The organism is Bradyrhizobium sp. HKCCYLRH1030 (assembly GCF_051168395.1).
GTDB lineage: Bacteria > Pseudomonadota > Alphaproteobacteria > Rhizobiales > Xanthobacteraceae > Bradyrhizobium.
In genome coordinates, this window is record NZ_JBNPUY010000002.1 from 55,785 (window position 1) to 79,307 (window position 23,523).

18 protein-coding genes are annotated in these 23,523 nt (G+C 66.3%); 11 read left to right on the forward strand and 7 right to left on the reverse strand.

Features of this window, described 5'->3' with window-relative positions:
• Positions 1 to 22: 22 nt before the first annotated feature.
• From ACQR1E_RS05695 to ACQR1E_RS05705, 3 genes are all read right to left on the reverse strand, one after another.
• Positions 23 to 523: a TIGR02281 family clan AA aspartic protease gene (locus ACQR1E_RS05695; RefSeq protein ID WP_315799204.1), complete on the reverse strand. Its 501-nt coding sequence runs from the start codon at positions 521 to 523 to the stop codon at positions 23 to 25.
• A gap of 161 nt (positions 524 to 684) precedes the next feature.
• Positions 685 to 3,159, reverse strand: a complete 2,475-nt coding sequence (gene hrpB, locus ACQR1E_RS05700) for an ATP-dependent helicase HrpB (RefSeq protein ID WP_316169644.1) — start codon at positions 3,157 to 3,159, stop codon at positions 685 to 687.
• Positions 3,160 to 3,275: 116 nt separating this feature from the next.
• A complete protein-coding gene (locus ACQR1E_RS05705; protein ID WP_315825860.1) occupies positions 3,276 to 4,595 on the reverse strand; it encodes a UDP-glucose dehydrogenase family protein in 1,320 nt (439 codons plus the stop codon).
• 151 nt (positions 4,596 to 4,746) lie between these two features.
• Between ACQR1E_RS05705 and ACQR1E_RS05710 the strand changes: the two genes are divergently transcribed.
• Entirely contained in the window at positions 4,747 to 5,799 is a 1,053-nt protein-coding gene (locus ACQR1E_RS05710; RefSeq protein WP_316169604.1) for an acyltransferase family protein, read from the forward strand.
• 8 nt (positions 5,800 to 5,807) lie between these two features.
• Here the strand turns inward: ACQR1E_RS05710 and ACQR1E_RS05715 are convergent, their stop codons facing one another.
• A complete protein-coding gene (locus ACQR1E_RS05715; protein WP_315715337.1) occupies positions 5,808 to 6,776 on the reverse strand; it encodes a quinone oxidoreductase family protein in 969 nt (322 codons plus the stop codon).
• Between the two features lie 99 nt (positions 6,777 to 6,875).
• On the opposite strand from ACQR1E_RS05715, the gene ACQR1E_RS05720 reads away from it, so the two are divergent.
• From ACQR1E_RS05720 to ACQR1E_RS05735, 4 genes are all read left to right on the forward strand, one after another.
• On the forward strand, positions 6,876 to 7,727 hold the full coding sequence (locus tag ACQR1E_RS05720; RefSeq protein ID WP_316192246.1) for a LysR family transcriptional regulator: 852 nt from the start codon (positions 6,876 to 6,878) through the stop codon (positions 7,725 to 7,727).
• Positions 7,728 to 7,799: 72 nt separating this feature from the next.
• Positions 7,800 to 10,868, forward strand: a complete 3,069-nt coding sequence (polA, locus tag ACQR1E_RS05725; protein WP_316195673.1) for a DNA polymerase I — start codon at positions 7,800 to 7,802, stop codon at positions 10,866 to 10,868.
• Between the two features lie 1,007 nt (positions 10,869 to 11,875).
• Entirely contained in the window at positions 11,876 to 13,075 is a 1,200-nt protein-coding gene (locus ACQR1E_RS05730; RefSeq protein WP_434896786.1) for a glycosyltransferase family 87 protein, read from the forward strand.
• Positions 13,076 to 13,159: 84 nt separating this feature from the next.
• Positions 13,160 to 13,795 (forward strand): LysE family translocator, encoded by a 636-nt coding sequence (locus tag ACQR1E_RS05735; RefSeq protein ID WP_434896787.1) that lies wholly within the window; start codon positions 13,160 to 13,162, stop codon positions 13,793 to 13,795.
• 129 nt (positions 13,796 to 13,924) lie between these two features.
• On the opposite strand, the gene ACQR1E_RS05740 is transcribed toward ACQR1E_RS05735, so the two are convergent.
• Positions 13,925 to 14,551, reverse strand: coding sequence for a glutathione S-transferase family protein (locus tag ACQR1E_RS05740; RefSeq protein WP_315715332.1), 627 nt, complete (start codon positions 14,549 to 14,551; stop codon positions 13,925 to 13,927).
• A gap of 168 nt (positions 14,552 to 14,719) precedes the next feature.
• Between ACQR1E_RS05740 and pyrE the strand changes: the two genes are divergently transcribed.
• Positions 14,720 to 15,277 (forward strand): orotate phosphoribosyltransferase, encoded by a 558-nt coding sequence (gene pyrE / locus ACQR1E_RS05745; RefSeq protein WP_315715331.1) that lies wholly within the window; start codon positions 14,720 to 14,722, stop codon positions 15,275 to 15,277.
• A 188-nt stretch (positions 15,278 to 15,465) separates the two neighbouring features.
• Complete coding sequence (locus ACQR1E_RS05750; protein ID WP_315715330.1) at positions 15,466 to 16,287, forward strand: DUF2865 domain-containing protein; 822 nt, start codon at positions 15,466 to 15,468, stop codon at positions 16,285 to 16,287.
• Positions 16,288 to 16,384: 97 nt separating this feature from the next.
• On the opposite strand, the gene ACQR1E_RS05755 is transcribed toward ACQR1E_RS05750, so the two are convergent.
• Positions 16,385 to 16,816, reverse strand: a complete 432-nt coding sequence (locus ACQR1E_RS05755; protein WP_315715329.1) for a hypothetical protein — start codon at positions 16,814 to 16,816, stop codon at positions 16,385 to 16,387.
• Positions 16,817 to 16,953: 137 nt separating this feature from the next.
• On the opposite strand from ACQR1E_RS05755, the gene ACQR1E_RS05760 reads away from it, so the two are divergent.
• The 4 genes from ACQR1E_RS05760 (at position 16,954) to ACQR1E_RS05775 (ending at position 21,225) form a co-directional block, all read left to right on the forward strand.
• Positions 16,954 to 17,202 (forward strand): hypothetical protein, encoded by a 249-nt coding sequence (locus ACQR1E_RS05760; RefSeq protein WP_315752226.1) that lies wholly within the window; start codon positions 16,954 to 16,956, stop codon positions 17,200 to 17,202.
• 218 nt (positions 17,203 to 17,420) lie between these two features.
• A complete protein-coding gene (locus ACQR1E_RS05765; RefSeq protein WP_434896788.1) occupies positions 17,421 to 19,928 on the forward strand; it encodes a glycogen/starch/alpha-glucan phosphorylase in 2,508 nt (835 codons plus the stop codon).
• A 126-nt stretch (positions 19,929 to 20,054) separates the two neighbouring features.
• On the forward strand, positions 20,055 to 20,414 hold the full coding sequence (locus tag ACQR1E_RS05770) for a hypothetical protein (RefSeq protein ID WP_316167258.1): 360 nt from the start codon (positions 20,055 to 20,057) through the stop codon (positions 20,412 to 20,414).
• Positions 20,404 to 21,225, forward strand: a complete 822-nt coding sequence (locus ACQR1E_RS05775) for an acyl-CoA thioesterase (protein WP_434896789.1) — start codon at positions 20,404 to 20,406, stop codon at positions 21,223 to 21,225. The genes ACQR1E_RS05770 and ACQR1E_RS05775 overlap by 11 nt, the downstream gene beginning before the upstream one ends.
• A gap of 154 nt (positions 21,226 to 21,379) precedes the next feature.
• Here ACQR1E_RS05775 and ACQR1E_RS05780 read toward each other — a convergent pair whose 3' ends face one another.
• Positions 21,380 to 22,993, reverse strand: a complete 1,614-nt coding sequence (locus tag ACQR1E_RS05780) for a phosphoenolpyruvate carboxykinase (protein WP_434896790.1) — start codon at positions 22,991 to 22,993, stop codon at positions 21,380 to 21,382.
• Positions 22,994 to 23,523 lie beyond the last annotated feature (530 nt).

Genomic DNA, 23,523 nt, shown 5'->3' on the forward strand with positions numbered 1-23,523 from the left:
CAACATTCCGCTTCGGTGCAGCCTACTGCTCCAGCACCATCTGGCCGTTGGCGTAGGCGAAACGCTTCAGCTTGGACAGGAACGACAGGCCAAGCAGATTCTCCGACAGCGCCGTATCGGGCAGCACCAGGGCATCGACGTCACGCACGGTGAGCTCGCCGAGCTCGACCATCGCAAGCCTGGCCCGGGCGGCCTTCACGGTGCCGTTGGCCGTGGTGACGGTGGCGGTGTAGTCGCCGCGCGCCGGACGCAGGCCGAAACGGGCGGCCGAGCTCTCGTTCAGCGCGACCATCGAGGCGCCGGTATCGACCATGAAGCTGATGCGCTGGCCGTCGATGCGGCCGTCGGCGCGGAAGTGACCGCGGCGGTCGGTCGGAATGCTCAGGCTGCGCTGGCCCGCAGCAGACGGTTCCGCCGTGGCAACCCGCGCGGACGGCGTCGCGGATGCCGACGCGGGGGTCAGGCGATCGGCCAGTTGCGCCATGAAGGTGCCGAGACCGACGAGAACGGCCGCGAAGATCATTATGTTACGCATGACGCAAACGCCCGACTTTACCCCGCAACCGATTTGACCATCAAAGCCGCTGACGGGCGACTGCGAGCGACCGGCTGCCGCCGCCATTTTGGCGAAAACGATGAGTGAAGCGTTAACGACAACGACGGCGGCGGTACAATTTGCATGAGCTACGTCCCCCGCGGCTTGGCCCGCCGGGTCGGCTCGGCATGGGCCGGATCGTCGGGCCAAGGATGGCGCGGATAGCGGCCGCGCAGGTCGGTGCGGACCGCGGCATAGGAGCCGCGCCAGAAGCCGGGCAGATCGCGCGTCACCTGCACCGGCCGCTGCGCCGGCGACAGCAGCTCCAGCACCAGGGGCACCGCGCCGCGCGCGATCGAGGGATGGACGTTCAGGCCGAACAGCTCCTGCAGCCGCACCGCGATGGTGGGCCCCTGCTCGGCCTCGTAGTCGATCGCCAGCATGGTGCCGGTCGGCGCCTCGAAATGGGTCGGCGCCTCCCGGTCGAGCCGGGCGCGGAGATCCCAGGGCAGCAGCGCCATCACGGCGTCGGAGACGTCGCCGGGCGAGACATCCTTGAGCGAGGTCTTGTCGGCGAGCAGCGGCACCAGCCAGTCCTCGCGCCGCTCGGCGAGGCCCGCCTCCGACAGGTCCGGCCAACTGTCGCCTTCCGCCTTGCGCAGGAAGGTGACGCGGTCACGCCACTGCCTGGCGGCCTTCGACCAGGGCAGCCGGTCGAGCCCAGCCGCGCAGATCCCCTCCGCGAAGATGCGCGCGGTCTCCTCCGACGGCGTCAGCGCGACTGGCGCATCGGCCATGGTGATCGCATGCAGCTTGCGCCGGCGGCGCGCCCGCAACGCCATCGCGTTTTGATCGAAGCTGACCTCGTCTCTCGCTTCGATATGTGCAGCAAAATGCCGCTCGATATCCTCGATCGCCAGCGGCGCCGCCAGCAGGATGCGGCCGCTGGCCGCCGTTCCCGTCAGCTCACCGACCGCGATATAGGGCACGCGCGCCAGCGACGAGGCGGGGTCGACGGCGGCGCCGCGGCCATTGGCGAGCACGAAGCTGCCATTGCCGCGATTGCGCGCGACCCGGTCGGGAAAGGCGAAGGCGAGCATCAGGCCGGTGGAGATGTCCGCGTCTCCGGCGCGGGCGGACGCGGACGACACCTGCTGCGCCCACCGCCGCGCAAGGTCGCGGGCACTTTGCGCGCGCGGCGAGCGGTCGCGGCGGAACTGATCGAGCCGCACCTCGAGATCGACGCTGTCGCCGCCCAGCCCGCGCTCGGTCAGGATGGCGGCGATGTCGGCGGCCTGCGCCGCCGCGCCGTGGTCGGCGGCATCGACGATCATCCGCGCCAGCCGCGGCGGCAGCGCCAGCGCCCGCAGCCGCCGGCCCTCGTCGGTCAGCCTGCCATCGGCATCGAGCGCATCGAGCTCGCGCAGCAGGTCCCTTGCCTCCTTCCAAGCCGGTTGTGGCGGCGGATCGAGGAAGCTCAGCGCGGAGGGGTCATTGACACCCCATTGCGCCAGGTCGAGCACCAGCGAGGACAGGTCGGCGCTGAGGATTTCCGGCTGCGTATAGGCCGCCAGCGAGGCCGTCTGCGGCTCGTCCCATAGCCGGTAGCAGACGCCAGGCTCGGTGCGGCCGGCGCGGCCGCGGCGCTGATCGACAGCGGCGCGCGAAGCCCGCACCGTCTCCAGCCTGGTGAGGCCGATGTCCGGCTCGTAGCGCGGCACCCGGGCGAGACCGGAATCGACCACGATGCGGACGCCTTCGATGGTCAGCGAGGTCTCGGCAATCGAGGTCGCCAGCACCACCTTGCGCTGCCCTTTCGGGGCGGGCGAGATGGCGCGGTCCTGGACGGCGGAATCGAGTGCGCCGAACAGCGGCACGATCTCAACGCTGGCATCATGAACGCGCTCGGCGAGCATGGTCTGGGTACGCCGGATCTCGGCCGCGCCCGGCAGGAACGCCAGCACGGAGCCGGCATCGGCGCGCAGCGCGCTGGCGATGGTCTCGGCCATCTGGCGCTCGACCGGCGCATCCGGCTTGCGGCCGACATAACGGGTCTCGACCGGATAGGCGCGGCCCTCGCTCTCGACCACCGGCGCATTGCCGAGCAGTCTGGCGACGCGGGCGCCGTCGAGCGTCGCCGACATCACGAGGATACGGAGATCCTCGCGCAGCCCCTGCTGCGCATCGCGCGCCAATGCGAGGCCGAGATCGGCGTCGAGCGAGCGCTCGTGGAATTCGTCGAACAGCACGGCAGCGACGCCGGTCAGTTCGGGATCATCGAGGATCTGCCGGGTGAAGATGCCCTCGGTGACGACCTCGATGCGGGTCGCGCGCGAGACCTTCGAGCCGAAGCGCACGCGATAGCCGACGGTTTCGCCTACGCGCTCGCCGAGCGACTTCGCCATCCGCTCGGCGCTGGCGCGGGCCGCGATCCGGCGCGGCTCCAGCACGATGATCTTCTTGTCCCCAACCCAGACTGCATCACGCAAGGCCAGCGGCACCCGCGTGGTCTTGCCGGCGCCGGGCGGCGCCACCAGCACGGCGGTGTTGCTGCGTTCGAGCGTGCCGGACAGTTCATCCAGCACGGCATCGATGGGCAGCGGTGTGTCGAAGCGAAGGGGCAATAGCAGCAACCCGTCATCACCCGCGAAGGCGGATGATCCAGTAAGCGCAAATCTCGCGGATCACGAAGATCGGGCGTACTGGATACCCCGCCTGCGCGGGGTATGACAATGCCATGTCAACCGCCCTTCACCGACGGCCTGCCGACGCTCTCGTAGACGAAGCCGTGGGCGGCCATCTCGTCGGGGCGGTAGACATTGCGCAAGTCGACGACGACCGGATGCGCCATCACCTCCTTGAGGCGATCGAGATCCATGGCGCGGTACTGCACCCACTCGGTGACCAGCACCATCGCATCGGCGCCGGTCGCGCACTCATAGGGATCGTCGTAGTAGGCGATCTCCGGCAGCTCCTTCTTGGCCTGCTCGATGCCGACGGGATCATGCGCGCGGACCTTGGCGCCCATGTCGAGCAGACCGGTCACCAGCGGGATCGACGGTGCCTCGCGCATGTCGTCGGTCTCCGGCTTGAAGGTGAGGCCGAGCACCGCGACTGTCTTGCCGCGCAGATTGCCGCCGACGGCATGCGCCACCTTGCGCGCCATCGCGCGCTTGCGGTTGTCGTTCACCGCCAGCACCGATTCGACGATGCGCAGCTGCGTGTCGTAGTCCTGCGCGATCTTGATCAGCGCACGCGTGTCCTTCGGGAAGCACGAACCGCCGAAGCCCGGACCGGCATGCAGGAATTTGGAGCCGATGCGGTTGTCGAGACCGATGCCGCGCGCCACCTCCTGCACGTCGGCGCCGACCTTCTCGGCGAGATCGGCGACCTCGTTGATGAAGGTGATCTTGGTGGCGAGGAACGCATTGGCGGCGTATTTGATCAGCTCGGCGGTGCGGCGCTCGGTGTACATCATCGGCGCCTGGTTCAACGACAGCGGGCGATAGATGTCGCCGAGCACCTTGCGGCCACGCTCGTCCGCGGTGCCGACGACGATGCGATCCGGCCATTTGAAATCGCGGATCGCAGCACCTTCGCGCAGAAATTCCGGATTGGAGGCGACGACGACATCGGCCGTCGGATTGGTCTCGCGGATGATGCGCTCGACCTCGTCGCCGGTGCCGACCGGCACCGTCGACTTCGTCACGACCACGGTGAAGCCGGTGAGCGAGGCCGCGATCTCGCGCGCGGCGGCATAGACGTAGGTGAGGTCGGCGTGTCCGTCGCCGCGGCGCGACGGCGTACCAACCGCGATGAAAACGGCGTCGGCCTCCGCGACCGGCTGCTTGAGGTCCGTGGTGAAATCGAGCCGCTTGGCCTTGACGTTGGCCGCGACCAGCGCATCCAGGCCGGGCTCGAAGATCGGGATTTCTCCGCGATGCAGCGCGGCGATCTTGCTCTCGTCCTTGTCCACGCAGGTCACCTGGTGACCGAAATCGGCGAAGCAGGCACCGGACACCAGACCCACATAGCCCGTGCCGATCATCGCAATTCGCATCGAAACCCATCCTTCAAGGTTAATACTTTCGCGTCTTAAACCATTTGCGGTTCAAGGGGAATTTAGAAAACGGCATGACGTTTGGATGACAAGGAGGAGTATTAACGGCTCTGCCCGACAATGCGGCAGCTCCGCGCCAAAGAGGGACAGCATGACCGCGAATGGTACGCCGAAAACGGCCGGAACCGAGACGCGCATCGACTGGGTGGACTACGCCAAGGGTATCTGCATCATCATGGTGGTGATGATGCACTCGGTGCTCGGCGTCGAGCTCGCCGCCGGCGAGACCGGCTTCATGCACGCCGTCGTCGCCTTCGCCAAGCCGTTCCGGATGCCCGACTTCTTCCTGATTTCCGGCCTGTTTCTGCCACTGGTGATCGACCGGGACTGGCGTACCTATCTCGACCGCAAGGTGGTGCATTTCGCCTACTTCTACGTGCTGTGGGTGACCATCCAGTTCGGCTTCAAGGCGCCCGGCTTCGCCGCCGCGTCCGACTGGCCGCACGCCGGCTACCTGTACCTGGAATCCTTCATCGAGCCGTTCGGCACGCTGTGGTTCATCTATCTGCTGCCGATCTTCTTCGTCGTCATCAAACTGACACGAAAGCTGCCGGCGCCGGTGATCTGGGGCGTCGCGGCCGGCCTCGAAATGGCGCACATCGTCACCGGCTGGACCGTGATCGACGAATTCTGCGCCCGCTTCGTCTATATCTATTCGGGCTATCTGTTCGCGCCTGCCATCTTCGCGCTGTCGGATCGCGCGCGGGCGCAGCCGATGCTCGCCATCGTCGGCCTGCTCGCCTGGGCGGTGATCAACCAGTCGCTGGTGAACCTCGGTGTCAGCGAATGGCCGGCTGTCTCCCTCATGCTCGGCTATGCCGGCGCCGTCGCCATCATCATCGCCGGCACGCTGCTGGCGCGCGCGCAGCTCCTCAACGCATTGCGGTTCTGCGGCGAGCATTCGATCGTGATCTATCTCGCCTTCTTCCTGCCGATGGCGGCGACCCGCACCTTGTTGCTGAAGACGGGCGCCATCGCCGACATCGGCACGATCTCCCTGCTCGTGACCATCGCCGGCGTGCTCGGCGCGCTCGCGATCTGGCGCCTCGCGTTGCGCCTCGGCGCACGCTTCCTGTTCGAGCGCCCGATCGCATTCTGGATCGCGCCGCCGAAGCCAAGAGCCGTGTTGCAGCCGGCGGAGTAGCGTCACCGTCAGGGCACCAGAAGCAGCGCGCCACGGCTGCGGCCGCTCTCCAGATCGATATGGGCCTCGACGACCCGCGCCAGCGGATACACGGTGCCGTGGCCGACGAGATCGCCATTGGCGAGCGCGGCGAGAACCGTCGCCGCATCCCTGCGATAGTCGGCGACATCGTTGACATGGGCCATCACGCTCGGGCGTGCCAGCGACAGGCTGCGGCGCGGCCCCAGCTCCTCGACGGCAAGGCTTGGAATTGGACCGCCGGACTGACCGATGCTGGCGACCGTCCCGAACGGCCTGACGCAGGCGAGCGTTTGCGCAAGCGTCTTGCCGCCGACGCCATCGTAGGCGACATCGACGCCGCGCCCGTCGGTCAATCGCTTCACGGCATCGACAAAGTCAGCATCCCGGCCGACGATCAGATGGCGCGCGCCGGCGGCACGCGCGAGCTCCGCCTTGGCCTCCGAGCTCACCGTGCCGATGACGGTCGCGCCGCGCAGCCGAGCCATTCGCGTCAGCACCTGGCCGAGCCCGCCGGCGGCACTGTGCACCAACAGCGTCGTTCCGGCTCCGACGGCATAGGTACGATTGAGCAGCATCACCGCGGTGATGCCTTTCAGCAGGGTCGACGCAGCGCTCGCTTCAGACACGGCGTCGGGCAGCGGCATCGCGCGCCAGGCGGGCAGATTTCGCTCCGAGGCATAGGCGCCGACCGGGGCGCCGGCATAGGCGACGCGGTCGCCGACGGACAACTCTGTCACGTCCGCGCCTTTCGCCGTCACGATCCCCGCCCCTTCGACCCCAGGAATTCCATCGGGCAGCGGATAGAGGCCGCTGCGCTGATAGATATCGATGAAGTTCACGCCGATCGCGGTGTGGCGCAGCCGGATCTCGTTGGCGCCCGGCGCCGGCAGCTCAACATTCTCCAACACCAGATTCTCCGCGCCACCCGGTGCCTTCAGTCGAACGATAGCAACCATGCCCGTCTCCACACATCTTGCCTTGATCCGGACAGTGTGGTCAGCGTTGGCATTCTGCGGAATTGCCCAATTTGACTCCCCTATTGTGAATATTCGAACATGCGGATCGACTGGACCGACCTTCACCACTTCGTGACGCTGGCCCGCGAGGGCACGCTGTCGGCCGCCGCACGTGGTCTCGGCGTCGATCATGTCACGGTGGCCCGCCGGGTCGCGGCCCTGGAACGGGCCACCGGGCTGAAGCTGGTCGACCGCCGAGCGCGGGCCTATGAGCTGACCGAGGACGGCCGCCGCCTCGCCGCGGCCGCCGGCCCGATGGAGCAGGCCGCGTTCGCGATCGAGCGCGCCGTGGTCGCATCGCGTCCCGGTCTGGCCGGTGAGGTCTCGGTCAGCGCGCCGCCGACGCTCGCCAACAGGCTGATCGCGCCACGGCTGGTCGAGCTGCACCGGCGGCATCCCGCCATCATCATCAAGCTGATCGGCGAGAAGCGCAGCGCCTCGCTCAACCGACGGGAAGCCGACATCGCTCTGCGACTGTCCCGTCCCGACGAGCCCGGCCTGATCGCACGCAAGATCGGCCGCTTCGGCTTCAACCTCTACGGCGCGCCGCACTATCTCAAGGAGACGCCGCAGCATGCGCTCGGATTCATCGCCTATGATGCCAGCATGGACTCGGCACCCCAGCAGCAATGGCTGAAGGCGGTCGCCGGGCAGCGCCCGATCGTGTTTCGGAGCAGCGATCTCGAGAGCCAGGCCGCAGCGGCGCGCGCAGGGCTGGGGCTCGCCGCCCTGCCGCATTTTGTCGGCGATCATGATCCCGACCTCACCCGCTTCGAAGCCGGCGCGGCCATCAGCAGGGACATCTGGCTCATCGTTCATCGCGACCTCAGGCGCACGCCCCTCATTCGCGCCGTCATGGAGTTCCTGACCCGCTGCGTCCGACCGGACTGAGGAGCGGAAAAATCCGGTGCGCATGGCGTCGTCACGGCTGTCAATGCGAGCGAAAATCCCTACATTGCGGCCATGCCCAAAGCTCCCCAGAAAGCCGCCGCTACGCCCGCCGCCCCTGTGCCTGCCGCCGCCAAGAATTTGGCGAAGGGCGCGGCCAACGGCGACCATGTGTTCCTGGTCGACGGCTCGTCGTACATCTTCCGCGCCTATCACGCGCTGCCGCCGCTCAACCGCAAGTCCGACGGGCTGCAGGTCAATGCCGTGCTCGGCTTCTGCAACATGCTGTGGAAGCTGCTGCGCGACATGCCCGAGACCGACCGACCGACGCATCTGGCCATCGTGTTCGACAAGTCCGAGGTCACGTTCCGCAACAAGATCTACGCCGACTACAAGGCGCACCGGCCGCCGGCGCCCGACGACCTGATCCCGCAATTCGCGCTGATCCGCGAGGCCGTCCGCGCCTTCGACCTGCCGTGCCTGGAGCAGTCGGGCTTTGAGGCGGACGACCTGATCGCGACTTATGCGCGGCTTGCCTGCGAGCGCGGCGCCACCACCACCATCGTGTCCTCCGACAAGGATTTGATGCAGCTCGTCAACGACTGCGTCACGATGTACGACACGATGAAGGACCGACGCATCGGGGTCGCCGAGGTGATCGAGAAGTTCGGCGTGCCGCCGGAGAAGGTCGTCGAGGTGCAGGCGCTGGCCGGCGATTCCACCGACAACGTGCCGGGCGTGCCCGGCATCGGCATCAAGACCGCCGCGCAGTTGATCACCGACTATGGCGATCTCGAAGGCCTGCTGACGCGCGCGGGCGAGATCAAGCAGCCGAAGCGGCGCGAGGCTCTGATCGAGAACGCCGAGAAGGCGCGGATCTCGCGCCAGTTGGTGCTGCTCGACGACAAGGTCGTGCTCGATGTGCCACTCGACGACCTCGCGGTGCACGAGCCCGATCCGCGCAAGCTGATCGCCTTCCTCAAGGCGATGGAGTTCACCACGCTGACGCGCCGCGTCGCCGAGTATTCGCACATCGATCCGGCCGACGTGTCGGCGGATGAACAGTTGAAGAGTGGTGCGGGCACTGCTGCCTCTGTTTCCTCCCCCCCTGTGGGGGAGGGTCAGGGAGGGGGGCGCCCCACGAACGGTGCCGCCGCAGCCCCCCCATCCCCAACCAAGGGGGGAGGGAGCTCTAGAGGCGGTGACCCGCGCACCGACAAGTCGGCGATGAGCAAAGGCACCCCCGCCAGCCTCGCCGAGTCCAGGGCCGAGGCGGCCAAGAGCGCGCGGATCGATCGCGATAAATATCAGACCGTGCGCACCGTACCGGAGCTGAATGCGTGGCTCGCCCGCGTCCATGACTTCGGTCGGGTCACCATCGACGTCAAAGCCAGCTCGATCGATCCGATGCAGGCCAGCCTGTGCGGCATCGCGTTGGCGCTGGCGCCGAACGACGCCTGCTACATCCCGCTGGCGCATCGCCAGGCCGGCGATGGCGGCGGCCTGTTCGATGCCGGGCTCGCACCTGGCCAGATCAGGGACAGCGAGGCGCTCGCTGCCCTGACCCCCATCCTGGAATCGGCCGGCCTGCTCAAGATCGGCTTCAACATCAAGTTCACGGCCGTGATGCTGGCGCAGGCCGGCATCACCCTGACCAACACCGACGACGTGCAGCTGATGAGCTACGCGCTGGATGCCGGACGTGGATCGCAGAAGCTCGACTCGCTGTCCGAGCACGTGCTCGGACACGCCATGATCAGTGAAGGTGAGCTGATCGGGAGCGGCCGGAACAAGCTGACCTTCGAGCAGGTCGCCATCGATCGCGCGACCGCGCATTCCGCGGAAGCCGCCGATGTCATCCATCGGGTCTGGCGCGTGCTGAAGCCGCGCCTCACGGCGGAGCGCATGACCGCGGTCTACGAGACCCTGGAGCGGCCGCTGGTGTCGGTGCTGGCGCGCATGGAGCGGCGCGGCATCTCGATCGACCGCCAGGTGCTGTCGCGCCTGTCCGGCGACTTCGCCCAGACCGCGGCGCGCGTCGAGGCCGAGTTGCAGGAGCTGGCCGGCGAGCCGATCAATGTCGGCAGCCCGAAGCAGATCGGCGACATCCTGTTCGGCAAGATGGGCCTGTCGGGCGGCACCAAGACCAAGACCGGCGCCTGGTCGACCTCTGCCTCCATCCTCGATGACCTCGCCGAGCAGGGCAACGATTTCGCGCGCAAGATCCTGGAATGGCGCCAGGTCTCGAAGCTGAAATCGACCTATACCGATGCGCTGCCGACCTATGTCAACCCGCAGACGCATCGCGTGCACACCACTTACGCGCTGGCGGCGACCACCACCGGCCGGCTGTCGTCGAACGAGCCGAATCTGCAGAACATCCCGGTGCGGACCGAAGATGGCCGCAAGATCCGCCGCGCCTTCATCGCGACGCCGGGCCATAAGCTGGTGTCGGCCGACTACTCGCAGATCGAGTTGCGGCTGCTCGCGGAGATCGCCGACATCCCCGTGCTGAAACAGGCGTTCAAGGACGGGCTCGACATCCACGCGATGACGGCATCCGAGATGTTCGGCGTGCCGATCAAGGACATGCCGAGCGAGGTGCGCCGCCGCGCCAAGGCGATCAATTTCGGCATCATCTACGGCATCTCCGCGTTCGGCCTCGCCAACCAGCTCGGCATCGCCCGCGAGGAGGCATCGGCCTACATCAAGCGCTATTTCGAGCGCTTCCCCGGCATTCGCGACTACATGGACGCGACCCGGGAGTTCTGCCGCAAGCACGGCTATGTCACCACGTTGTTCGGCCGCAAGTGCCATTACCCCGAGATCAAGGCCTCCAACGCCTCGGTGCGCGCCTTCAACGAGCGCGCCGCGATCAACGCGCGGCTGCAGGGCACCGCGGCCGACATCATCCGGCGCGCCATGACCCGCGTCGAGGAGGCCCTGGCACAAAAGAAGCTGTCGGCTCAGATGCTGCTGCAGGTGCATGACGAACTGATCTTCGAGGTACCGAACGACGAGGTCGCCGCGACCTTGCCGGTGGTGCAGCACGTCATGCAGGACGCCCCCTTCCCGGCGGTGCTGCTGTCGGTGCCGCTGCATGTCGATGCGCGGGCCGCCGACAATTGGGACGAGGCGCATTGAGCTGATCGCGGTGATCTCTGCTTCGTCATCACAAGCGCCGAAATCCGTCCACGAGCGAGATGCCACCCTCCCCTGGAGGGGGAGGGTCGATCGCGCGCAAAGCGGGCGAGCGGGGTGGGGTGAGCCGCGGGCGCTGGCGCCTGTGGAGAGATCACCCCACCCCACCTCCCATTCGCTGCGCTCATGAGAGGCCACCCTCCCCCTCCAGGGGAGGGTGGGCAGCGTGCCTCGCAACGCAGCCCTCATACGCATCCGTTTGATGCTCCCTGATACGATGATCATTGGCTGCAACGCGCAGCCGTAGACATGCCTCAGCCTTCTCGCAGCATGATTTGCTCGAGGGATGCATGTCGTTCGCCCTCTGAATTTTGCAGAGGGCGCAGGGAAGGCCGGGCCTCGGCTGAGGCCCGTGGCCCGCCTGCGGAAAAAAATGCAGGCGGCAGGTACCACAGGTTCAGCCGGACAGACCCGGCCCTCCCTGCGCGATGGGCTTAACGTCTGCTCCGCGCTCTCCCCGGGGACCGGCTTGTTTGCCCCCGTCACCAGCGCGACACGTGATGTCACGCAGGCTTGGCGCCAGCTTCGGGGCGCCAGGACCACACGGCTTGAACGTCCGCGAGCTGCCAATCGTCCAGCGCATCAGCACCTGACAGGCCCGCGGCCACCGCTCCCCGCCTCAACGTATCGTGACGACGCGTACGCCCCTCTGCATGAGGACGGGATGCGCTGAATAGAGCACGATTTCTGAAAAATAGCAATATAAATCTTGACGAGCGCGTTGCCCGATGCGGAGCGATGACGCCGTCCCCTGTTCACGGTCACTCGGAACGCGGCGATTTTACCCCTCGTTAGGCACGATGAGATCGCGCCTGGCCGGATGGACGGACGGTAACACGACGTGCAGCGCACCCTGGCAAGGTTGGAGAGGCACCGCACGCGAGCGATCGCTGACAGCTCCGATCATCCCCATGCCACGACTGCGCCGAGGGCGCAGAACGAAGAGCACCATGACCGCGACCTCATCCGCAGCTCACCCCAAGACGCGCGACCGGCGCGCGGTGCTGATCCTGCTGGTCGCGATGGCGCTCTACAACGGCGCCTATCTCGTCGGCTGGGCGCTGTCGTCGCCGCAGCCGGCGTTTGGCGACTTCTTCGGGCTATGGTCGTTCGGCAGATTTGCCGCGCTGTCCGGCGCCGGCATCTACGATCCGGTTGCGCTCGCGCGCTATCAGCAGATGCTGGATCCGACGCTGGGCGGCGGCGGCTTTCCCTATCCCTATCCGCCGACCTTCCTGCTGGTGCTGATACCCCTGGGCATGCTGGCGCTGCCGGTAGCCTATGTCTGCTGGATCTCGGTCACCTTCGCGCTTTATGGCCTGGCGACGCTGGGGCGCGATTGGCGCTCGTTAACCTCTCTGGCGCTGCTCGCGGCGCCAACCACGCTCATCAACGCGATCACCGGCCAGAACGGTTTCCTGTCGGCGGCCTTGCTGATCGGCGGATTGCGCCTGCTCGCGTGCCACCCGATCGTTGCCGGCACGCTGCTCGGCCTGCTCGCCTACAAGCCACAATTCGTGCTGCTGATGCCGGTCGTGCTGCTGGCGTCACGCAACTGGCGCGCCATCCTCTCGGCCATCGCCACGACCGTGATCGTCGCGGTCGTCACCAGCGCTGCGCTCGATCCGTGGATCTGGCTCGAATGGATCGTGAAATTTCCGAGCTATCAGGCGCAATTGCAGGCCAACCAGGTCAGCCTCGATCACATGATGCCGACGGTCATCGCTGGCTTGCACGCGCTCGGCGCGCCGCCGCCGATCGGCTACCTGGTTCAGCTCCTGTTGTCCTGCTCCGTCGTCGTGATGGTCTGGGATGCCTGGCGACGCGGCTCAACGCAGCAGGCGATCGCGCTGGTCGCGGTCGGCAGCATCATCGCCACGCCCTATGCGATGATCTATGACATGCCGATGGTGGCGGCGGGGATTGCGATCCACTGGAAGGCGCGGAGCGACGCCGGCGAGCCGATCGCGCCGCTGGAGATCGGCCTCGTGATCGCGCTGGGAGCCTGCCTGCTCGCCATGATCGGGCACTCCGTGCCGCTCGCGGCGGCCATTCTGCTGGTCCTGCTGGCGTTGAGCATCGCCGGTGTGTTCGACCGCTCCGGCAGACCGCTGCCTGCGCTGGACGTCGCGCCGCCGGCGGCGGGCTGATTGCTCTCGGTGCAATTGACCGGATGACGATGCGTGATCGTCCGCGCTAAAGCAGCGGCAGAGATCCCGATCATCGAACCAGTGATGCCGCACACATCATCCCTGCTCGCCTTCGCCCTCGTCTCGCTCGGCATGGTGCTGACACCAGGGCCGAACATGATCTATCTGATCTCGCGCTCGATCACGCAGGGTCACGTCGCGGGCCTGGTCTCGCTCGGCGGCGTTGCTGTCGGCTTTCTGGTCTACATGCTGGCCGCGGCGTTCGGCATCACGGCGCTGCTGTTTGCCGTGCCGTTCGCCTATGACGCGCTGCGCCTCGCCGGCGCTGCCTACCTGCTCTATCTGGCGTGGCAGGCGGTGAAGCCGGGTGGACGCTCGCCCTTCCAGGTGAGGACGCTCGCCATCGACAGCCCACGCAGGCTGTTCCTGATGGGGCTCGTCACCAATCTGCTGAACCCGAAGATCGCGATGCTGTATCTGGCGCTGCTGCCGCAGTTCATCGATCCCGCTGTCGGCAGCGTGCTGACGCAGTCGGTGGTGCTCGGCGCGATCCAGATCGTGATCAGCGTCAGCGTCAACGCCATGATCGCCATGGCGGCGGGATCGATCGCGCTGTTCCTGGCAACACGGCCGAGCTGGGCGCTCGTGCAGCGCTATCTGATGGGCACGGTGCTCGCGGGACTTGCGGTGCGCATGGCGCTGGAGGCGCGGCGGGGGTGATTTCCATCGGCTCCCCCACCTTGTCCGCCGAAGCCTCTCGGCAAAGGCGGACGAGAGCGGGAGAGGGGGCACCGCGCGTGCGGAAAGATCTCGGAAGTCATCGTCGGCAAGGAACGGCCGATGAGCTTCTCAGTCCAGCTTAGCTTCCATGCCGCGCTTCACGGCGGGGCGGGCCATCAAGGTGTCGTACCAGCGCTTGACGTTCGGGAAGTCGGCGAGATCCACCTTGTGGCGCGGGTGGCGCCAGGCCCAGCCGACGATGGCGAAGTCGGCGATCGAGAGAGCGCCTGCGACGAACTCGTGCTGCGCCAGCCGGCGGTCGAGCACGCCATAGAGCCGGACCGTCTCGGCCATGTATCGCTTGAGCCCGTAGGCGCGGTCCTGTTCGTTGGTCAGCGCGATGAAATGGTGCACCTGGCCGGGCATCGGGCCGAAACCGCCCATCTGCCACATCAGCCATTCATAGACCGGGATCCGCTCGGCGAGGGATTTCGGCAGGAACTGGCCGGTCTTCTCAGCCAGGTAGAGCAGGATGGCGCCGGATTCGAACACGCTGACCGGCTTGCCGTCGGGGCCGTCGGGATCGACGATCGCCGGGATCTTGTTGTTGGGGCTGATCGCCAGGAATTCCGGCGCCATCTGGGCGCCCTTGGTGATGTCGACCGGAACGACGCGGTAGGGCAGCCCCATCTCCTCCAGCGCGACCGAGATTTTGCGCCCGTTTGGGGTGTTCCAGGTGTACAGCTCGATCGTCATGCGGGGCATCCTTCCCAACCGTCCTTGCTTGGTCGCGGGCTCCCATTAGCTCGAAACTGCATCCGGCTTCAAACGTACCGTTGTTGATGGGACATCGTGGCGGCTGGTCTCCGCCGCCCGCCCCCGATAGATTGCGCCACTCAAGAATCCACCCTCAGGGGAAACGCCGTGTCCAAATCCGCCTCCCGCGCCCGCCTCCTCGAGATCATCCGCAGGCGCTCGTTCGGCCGTGGCGAGGTCACGCTGGCCTCCGGCCGCAAGAGCGATTTCTATTTCAACCTGAAGCCAACCATGATGGACCCGGAGGGCGCCACCTTGCTCGCCGAGCTCACCTATGAGGCGCTGAAGGACGCAGGCTTCGATTATATCGGCGGCCTGGAGATGGGCGCGGTGCCGCTCGCCGGCGCGATCGCCCAGATCTCCTGGATCAAGGGCCATCCGATCGCGGCCTTCTTCGTGCGCAAGAAGCCGAAGGAGCACGGCGCCAGGCTCGCGATCGAGGGCCTGACCCGGGACGAGACCCTGGCGGGAAAACGCATCGTCGTGGTCGAGGACGTCACCACCACCGGCGGCTCGGCGATGAAGGCGGTGGAAACCCTGCGCGAGGCCGGCGCCGAGGTGGCGCTGGTGTTCACCATGGTCGACCGCGAGGAAGGCGCCGCCGAGACCTTCGCCCAGGCCGGCCTGCCGTTCCAGGCGCTCTACAAGGCGCACGAATTCCTCTGAGGCGCCTGGCGCGCGGCGCAATTCGCGACCCGCGCATACCGCTCATTTACCAACGCCCGTTAAGGTTACCGCAAAGCTGATGGCGCCATGCCTTGGGCAAGGCGCGTTCGATCGCACATGATCGAGCGACGCGGGTTGCCGCGTCACGGCGTGGCTTTGCGGTGAAGATCCTGGCGATGGAGCGGGCGTTGCGTAGCGTGTTGTCGTTTCGGCGGAGGTCCCGCCACGTCGCTGTCGCGGCGACGGTCGGCCTCGTCGCGGCCGGCGCGCTGGCGCCGCGAATGGCGTCGGCCCAGGGCCTGTTCGACTTCCTGTTCGGCGGCTTCAACAAGCCGCAATCGCAGCGGCCGGCGCAAGGCGGCTTCTTCGCCGATCCGTTCGGCACCAACCCGCAGGCCTCCGCCCAGCCGCGCGCCGCGAGCGGCGGATCGGGCGCAGCGTTCTGCGTGCGCACCTGCGACGGCCGCTATTTTCCGCTGACGCGGGGCCTCGCCTCGCCGGCCCAGATGTGCCAGGCGTTCTGCCCGGCCAGCCCGACCAGGATCTATTTCGGCTCCAACATCGACTACGCCACGGCGGCGAACGGCGAGCGCTATGCCGACAGCGAGAACGCGTTCGCCTATCGCCAGGCGCTGCGCGCCGACTGCACCTGCAACGGCCGCGATCCGGCCGGGCTGGCGCCGGTCGACCTGTCGCTCGACACCTCGCTGCGCCCCGGCGACGTCGTCGCCACCAGCGACGGCCTCGTCGCCTATTCGGGCACGCGCGGCAGCGGCGGCCAGCCGGCCGATTTCAAGCCGGTCGCCTCCTATCCCGGGCTGAACTCGGACATGCGGGCCAAGCTGAGCGAGATGAAGGTCGCACCGGTGCGCGCCGAGATGCTGGCGGCCGATGCGCTCGCCGCGATGCCGCCGCCGGAGGCCAGCGCCAGCAATGTCAGCGTCGCGCCGCCGCTGACGATCGCGCCGAAGCCGGCCACCGGCCGCGCCAAGCGCGCGGATGTGGATTGAGCCCGGGGACTCGTCATTGCGGGCGAGCGAAGCAATCCAGAGTCCCGACACACCACCCTGGATTGCTTCGCTGCGCTCGCAATGACGGAATGCTGACCTAGCGCGCGACGATCACGCCGATGACGTTCGGCGCTTCCAGATATTTCTCCTCGATCGCCGCCCGCGCGGCGGCGCGGTTGTCCGGCGTCAGCAGGCCGCGTTTCTCGGCCAGGATCATCCAGCAGAAGCCCCACCAATCGGTCAGCATGCCCTCGTCGTCGACCAGGTCGTAGCCCTGCTCGGCGGCGAAGATGCGCGCCCGCGCCTCGTCGAGGCCATCGAGAAAGGTGTGGTCGGTGGCCGAGAACAGATCGTCGGAAATGTCGTCGGTGGTGTAGCCCCAGACCGACATGCACACCGCATTGAACGCGCGGTCGATCTGGTCGTCGTCGACGGCCCGCCGCCGCGCGGCCTTGTGCAGCCGCGTCAGGCTGCGCGCGAAGTCGGCAATGCGGGTCAGGGCCAGGGGATCGAAGGCGATATTGGACATGGGTGTCCTCGCGGGATGCACTGATGCCGGGGGCTGGCGGATCAAATCGCTGTCAGGATAACGATCGCTTGCTAAATTGTTCTTAATTTGTTCCTGGCCGATTGTCCATCCCTTCTCAAAGGAGGCGCGCCGCTCTCATGGAGAATTCCAACACCGAAACCGATGCAGCCCTGCGCAAGCGTCTCGACTGGCTGCTGCGCGACCTATGCGTGGACTGGGGCTTTTGCAGCCGCCTCACCGCGGACGACCTGATGCTGGACGGCCAACCGCCCTCTCCGCAGGCGTTCGCCGCGGCCGTACTGCGGGCCGAAGGCATGAACGCGGAATACGAGCCGGATTGGCGCCGTCGGATCGAGCAGATGTTCGTCGCTCGCCTCACAACGTGAGCCGGGATCCCGGCTTTCGCCGGGATGACGATGGGGAGAGCCCTCAACTCCACGACGCACCTGCACCATCCTAGCGCGTTCCGCCCCCGGAACTCCGGCCCCGTTTTTGCATCATTTTCCATCACCTTGCTGTGCGGACCAGCCTTTCCCCGGGTTTCGGACCGCGCGCAACCATCGTATGCTTTTACCGGTTCCTCGTAGCATCACAGGTTTCCAAGGTGACAGATCAGCCGTCCCAGCGCAGCTTCGTAAGCACCGGCCAGCCCGTCGACGAATTGGCGGTCGCGGAGATCAAGAGCGACATCCTGGCCAAGCTTCGCCTCGCCATCGGCAAGGAGGCGAGCCAGGCGACGCAGCAGGACTGGTACCACGCCGCGGCGCTGACCTTGCGCGACCGCATCGTGCATCGCTGGCTGACCGCGGACAAGGAGAGCTACGACGCCGGGCGCAAGCGGGTCTATTATCTCAGCCTCGAATTCCTGATCGGCCGCCTGTTCACCGACGCGCTCAACAACATGGGCCTGATGAAGGTGTTCGAGACCGCGCTCGGCGATCTCGGCGTCGGCCTGATGGACCTGCGCAAATGCGAGCCCGATGCCGCGCTCGGCAATGGCGGCCTCGGACGGCTCGCGGCGTGCTTCATGGAAAGCATGTCGACCTTGCAGATCCCGGCGATCGGCTACGGCATCCGCTATGATTTCGGCCTGTTCCGCCAGGTCATCGTCGACGGCTGGCAGCACGAATATCCCGACGTCTGGCTGTCGTTCGGCAATCCCTGGGAGTTCCAGCGCCCCGAGGTGGTCTATCACGTTCATTTCGGCGGCGGCGTCGAGCACATCGACGACAAGGGCCGGGCCCGCGCGATCTGGCATCCCGGCGAGACCGTGCAGGCGGTGGCCTATGACACGCCGATCGTCGGCTGGCGCGGCCAGCACGTGAATGCGCTCAGGCTATGGTCGGCGCGCTCGCCCGATCCGCTGAAGCTCGACGTGTTCAACTCCGGCGACTATCTCGGCGCCTCGGCAGAAGAAGCGCGCGCCGAGGCGATCTGCAAATTCCTGTATCCGAACGACGAGAGCCCGGCGGGACGCGAGCTGCGGCTGCGCCAGGAATATTTCTTCGTCTCGGCTTCGCTGCAAGATCTCGTCAAGCGCCATCTCGGCTCCGACGGCCAGTTGCGCAGCCTGGCGCAGAAGGCCGCGGTGCAGCTCAACGACACGCACCCCTCGCTCGCCGTGGCCGAACTGATGCGGATCCTGGTCGACCTGCACAATTTCCGCTGGGACGAGGCGTGGAAGATCACCATCGCGACCTTGTCCTATACCAACCACACGCTGCTGCCCGAAGCGCTCGAGACCTGGCCGGTCGAGCTGTTCGAGCGGCTGCTGCCGCGCCATCTCGAGATCATCTATCGCATCAATGCGCAGCATCTCGCGCTCGCCGAGCAGCGCGCACCGGGTGACATCGACTACCGCGCCTCGGTGTCCCTGATCGACGAGAAGAGCGGCCGCCGCGTGCGCATGGGCCAGCTCGCCTTCGTCGGCTCGCACCGCATCAACGGCGTCTCGGCGATGCATTCCGACCTGATGAAGGAGACCGTGTTCCACGATCTCAATCATCTCTATCCCGGCCGCATCACCAACAAGACCAACGGCATCACTTTCCGCCGCTGGCTGATGCTGGCCAATCCCAAGCTGACGAACCTCTTGCGCGAGGCCTGCGGCGACGCCGTCGTCGACGATCCGACCTTGCTCTCGAGCCTCGAGAGCTACGTCGCCGACGCCGGCTTCCACCAGAAGTTCCGCGCCGTGAAGCACCACAACAAGGTGCAGCTGGCGCGTCTGATCGGCGAGCGCATGAACGTGCGCCTCGACCCGGGCGCGCTGTTCGACGTGCAGATCAAGCGCATTCACGAATACAAGCGCCAGCTCCTGAACATCCTCGAAGCGGTCGCGCTGTATCTGGACATCAAGGACGACCAGCAAGCTAACTGGGTGCCGCGGGTGAAGATCTTCGCCGGCAAGGCGGCGGCGAGCTACCGCTATGCCAAGCTGATCATCAAGCTGATCAACGACGTCGCGGAGGTCGTCAATAACGATCCCGCGATCGGCGGCAAGCTGAAGGTCGTGTTCATGGCCGACTACAATGTCAGCCTGGCGGAAACGATCATTCCCGCAGCCGACCTGTCCGAGCAGATCTCGACCGCCGGCATGGAGGCGTCCGGCACCGGCAACATGAAGCTGGCGCTGAACGGCGCCCTTACCATCGGCACGCTGGACGGCGCCAATATCGAGATCCGCGACAATGTCGGCGCCGACAACATCGCGATCTTCGGCATGGAGGCCGACGAGGTCATGCTCCGCCGCAAGCAGGGACTGGACGCGTCCGACGTGATCCACCGGTCACCGAGGCTGGCGCGCGCGATCGATGCGATCGCGACCGGTGCGTTCTCGCCAGACGAACCCGGCCGATTCGAGCCGATCGCCCATGCGCTGCGCCATCTCGACCACTACATGGTCTCGGCCGATTTCGATTCCTACTACGAGGCCCAGCGCGGCATCGATGCGCGCTGGCAGACCGTGCCGGCCTGGAACCGCGCCTCGATCCTCAACGTCGCGCGCATGGCCTGGTTCTCCTCCGACCGCACCATCCGCGAATATGCCGACGACATCTGGAACGTGCCGGTCGGGCTGGCGATGGCGCCGGTGCAAGCGCAGCGGGCGTGAGCGGTGAGACCTACCCGTCGTCATTGCGAGCGAAGCGAAGCAATCCAGGGCCGAACAAGAACACTGGATTGCTTCGTCGCAAGGGCTCCTCGCAATGACGGCAGAGATCGAGAGTAGTCACTGTCGATGCAAGAGCGCGAATATGTCAGCCCCGACGGCCAGCTGAAGTTTCTGGTCATCTGCCCCGACGGCGATCTGACCATGGGGTTCGATGGCTACCCCTGGCATACCCACGGCAGCATCCTGGCGGACCTGTCCGGATTGAGTGAGGCCGAAGCCACCGAGCGCCTGGTGACCGACCTCATGACGAATATCAGCGTCATCACGGTCCGGCGTATCGGCGGCAACATCACAGACGCCTGGATCTCGGATGATCCATCCGATGATCTTGCAAGCTATCAGCAATACGGCGAACCGACCGAAACGATTGAATTTCGGCGGTGGGACGGCACGCCAGTCGAGGTGCAGACGAACCATGCCTCCTGAAAGCACGAGCCACCTGTTCGACGAGGCCACCCGCGTCACCGCCGGCGACTGCCGCTGGCAGGGAAGGACCAGCCCGGATTACTGGGCGTTCGTCGGCCCGTTTGGCGGCGTCACGGCGGCGACCGTGCTGCGCGCGTTGATCCAGCATCCGCAAATTCAGGGCGATCCGCTGGCGATGACGGTGAACTATTGCGCGCCGATCGCGGAAGGGCCGTTCGATCTCGACGTGCGGTTGGTGAAAGCCAACCGCTCCTCGCAGCATTGGTGCGTCGAGCTGAGCCAGGGCGACTCTGACGCGGCGACGCTCGCCACCGCCGTGTTCGCCGAGCGCCGGCCGTCCTGGTCGCATCAGCCGGCCACAAAGCCCGAGGCGCCGCCGTTCGATCAGGTCAAGCGACATCCCGACACGAACATGTCCTGGACCAAGCAGTACGATTTCCGCTTCATCGAGGGCCGTCCAACGTTTGGTGCATCGTCGTCGGGGGAGCCGCACAGCAGCTATTCCCGGCTGTGGATCTCCGACCGCAAGCCGCGCAAGCTCGACTGCCTGTCGGTGCTATCGATGTCGGACGCCTTCTTCGGCCGCGTCTTCCACGCCCGCGGCCAGCTGGTGCCGTTCGGCACGGTGTCGCTGACGACCTATTTCCACGTCAGCCGGGACGAGCTCGCGGCCGAGGACATCACGCACGTGCTCGCGACCGCCGACGCCAAGATTTTCAACCGCAGCTATCAGGACCAGCATGGCGAGCTGTGGTCGCCGTCCGGCCGGCTGCTCGCGACGACGACGCAGATTGCGTATTTCAAGGCGTGAAAGCCGGGACGCAAGCCAAGAAAACGGCGTCGTCCCGGCCTTGAGCCGGGACGACAGGTATGGCTTGAGCTCGCGCCTCTCGTGCATTGAACGGGGCGGAGCGGGAAAATGTGGGGTCAGCCGCAACGCGACCGCCCCCTTGACGTTTGCAGCCCTACTCCGCCGCCAGCTTCAGATCCGGCGCGGCGTTACGGACCTCGGCATCGACCTGGGCTTCGAACTTGGCAAAATTCTTCTGGAACATGCCGACCAGCGCGCGCGCAGTCTTGTCGAACTCGGCCTTGTCCTTCCAGGTGTTGACCGGGTCGAGGATCTCGGTCGGCACGCCCGGCAGCGCGGTCGGCACCGCGAAGCCGAAATATTTGTCGGTGCGGAACTCGACGTTGCGCAAGCTGCCGTCGAGCGCCGCCGTCAGCAGCGCGCGCGTCACCTTGATCGGCATGCGCGAGCCCGTGCCATACTTGCCGCCGGTCCAGCCGGTGTTGACCAGCCAGCAGTCGACATTGTGCTCGGCGATCAGCTGCCGCAGCATGTTGCCGTAGACGGACGGATCGAGCGGCAGGAACGGCGAGCCGAAGCAGGTCGAGAATTCCGGCTGCGGCTCGGAGCCCAAGCCGCGCTCGGTGCCCGCGACCTTGGCGGTGTAGCCGGACAGGAAATGGTACATCGCCTGCGCCGGCGAGAGCTTTGCGATCGGCGGCAGCACGCCGAAGGCGTCGGCGGCGAGCATCACGACGTTCTTCGGATGCGGCGCGCGGCCGGTGCGCGAGGCGTTCGGGATGTAGTCGAGCGGATAGGCCGAGCGGGTGTTCTCCGTCTTGGAGCCGTCGTCGAAATCGGGAACGCGCGTATCCTCATCGAGCACGACGTTCTCGAGCACCGCACCGAACCGGGTCGACGCCGCATAGATCTGCGGCTCGGCTTCCTGCGACAGCTTGATGCACTTGGCGTAGCAGCCGCCTTCGAAGTTGAACACGCCGGACGGTCCCCAGCCATGCTCGTCGTCGCCGATCAAGGTGCGGTTCGGATCGGCCGACAGCGTCGTCTTGCCGGTGCCGGACAGGCCGAAGAAGACAGCGGTGTCGCCGTTCGAACCGACATTGGCCGAGCAGTGCATCGGCATCACGCCGCGTTCGGGCAGGTAGTAGTTGAGCGTGGTGAACACGCTCTTCTTCATCTCGCCGGCATAATAGGACCCGCCGATCAGGACGATCTTGCGGGCGAAATCGATCGCGACGACGTTCTGCGAGCGCACGCCGTGGCGTTTCGGGTCGGCACGGAAGCTCGGCATGTCGATGATCGTGAGCTCCGGCACGAAGGTGTCGAGCTCGATCTTCTCGGGGCGGATCAGAAGCGTGCGGATGAACAGCGAATGCCAGGCGAGTTCGGTGAAGACGCGCGTCTTGATGCGGAAGCTCGGATCGGCGCCGCCATAGAGATCCTGCGCAAACAGGGTCTTGCCTTCGGCGTGCTTGATGAAGTCCTGATGCAGCGCCTCGAACTGCTCGGGCGTGATCGCCTGGTTGCCCGCCCACCACATCTTTTCGGTGGAGGCGTCGCGCACCGTGAACTTGTCCTTCGGGCTGCGGCCGGTGAACTCGCCAGTATCCGCGCACAGCGCCCCGTCGGCCGACAGCACCGCCTCGCCCGCCGCCAGCGAATACTGATAGAGCTGGGGAGCGCCGAGATTCCAGTGCACCTGCTTGAGGTTCTTTAAGCCGAACTTGTCGGCACCGAAGGCGCCGTTGCGAATACCCGTCTCTTGCACGAAGATCCCTCCTGAGAGCCCGCATCTGTTGCGCGCAGTCGCGCGCGTTGCGCGGTGACCGTTGCCGTTACATCGCCTTATCGAAGCGCGGTCGCCGACCTAATACTGATCAACGCTGGTCTTGCCAAGACGATCCGGCCCAATTGGTTATTGGCAAACCGTGATGTACGTAGCTCATGTTTTGCCACGCCATGCACATTCCAGCAGCAGCCGCCTCCGCCCCGCCGAGTTGCTGCAACGCAACAGATATATCAGCGCGGTTGGGTTTCACGAGAACGACGAACGACGCTCAAATCGACGAATTCGCGCCGGCAAGCGAAGACCAAGGCGAAGACCGAGCATCCGGCCAACGCCCGTCGCACCGCCTCGCTGCAACCGATCAAGGGACGCCGCCCGAGCCGACGGAATGCGTCGGTGATCAGCCGTGTCGTCGCCCACCCGATCAGCCAGCTTCCATTCACGATTGCCTCGCGCTTGCGGGATCACATAATCCCGACTTCGCCCGGCCGCGACGTCAACGAGCTCACTCG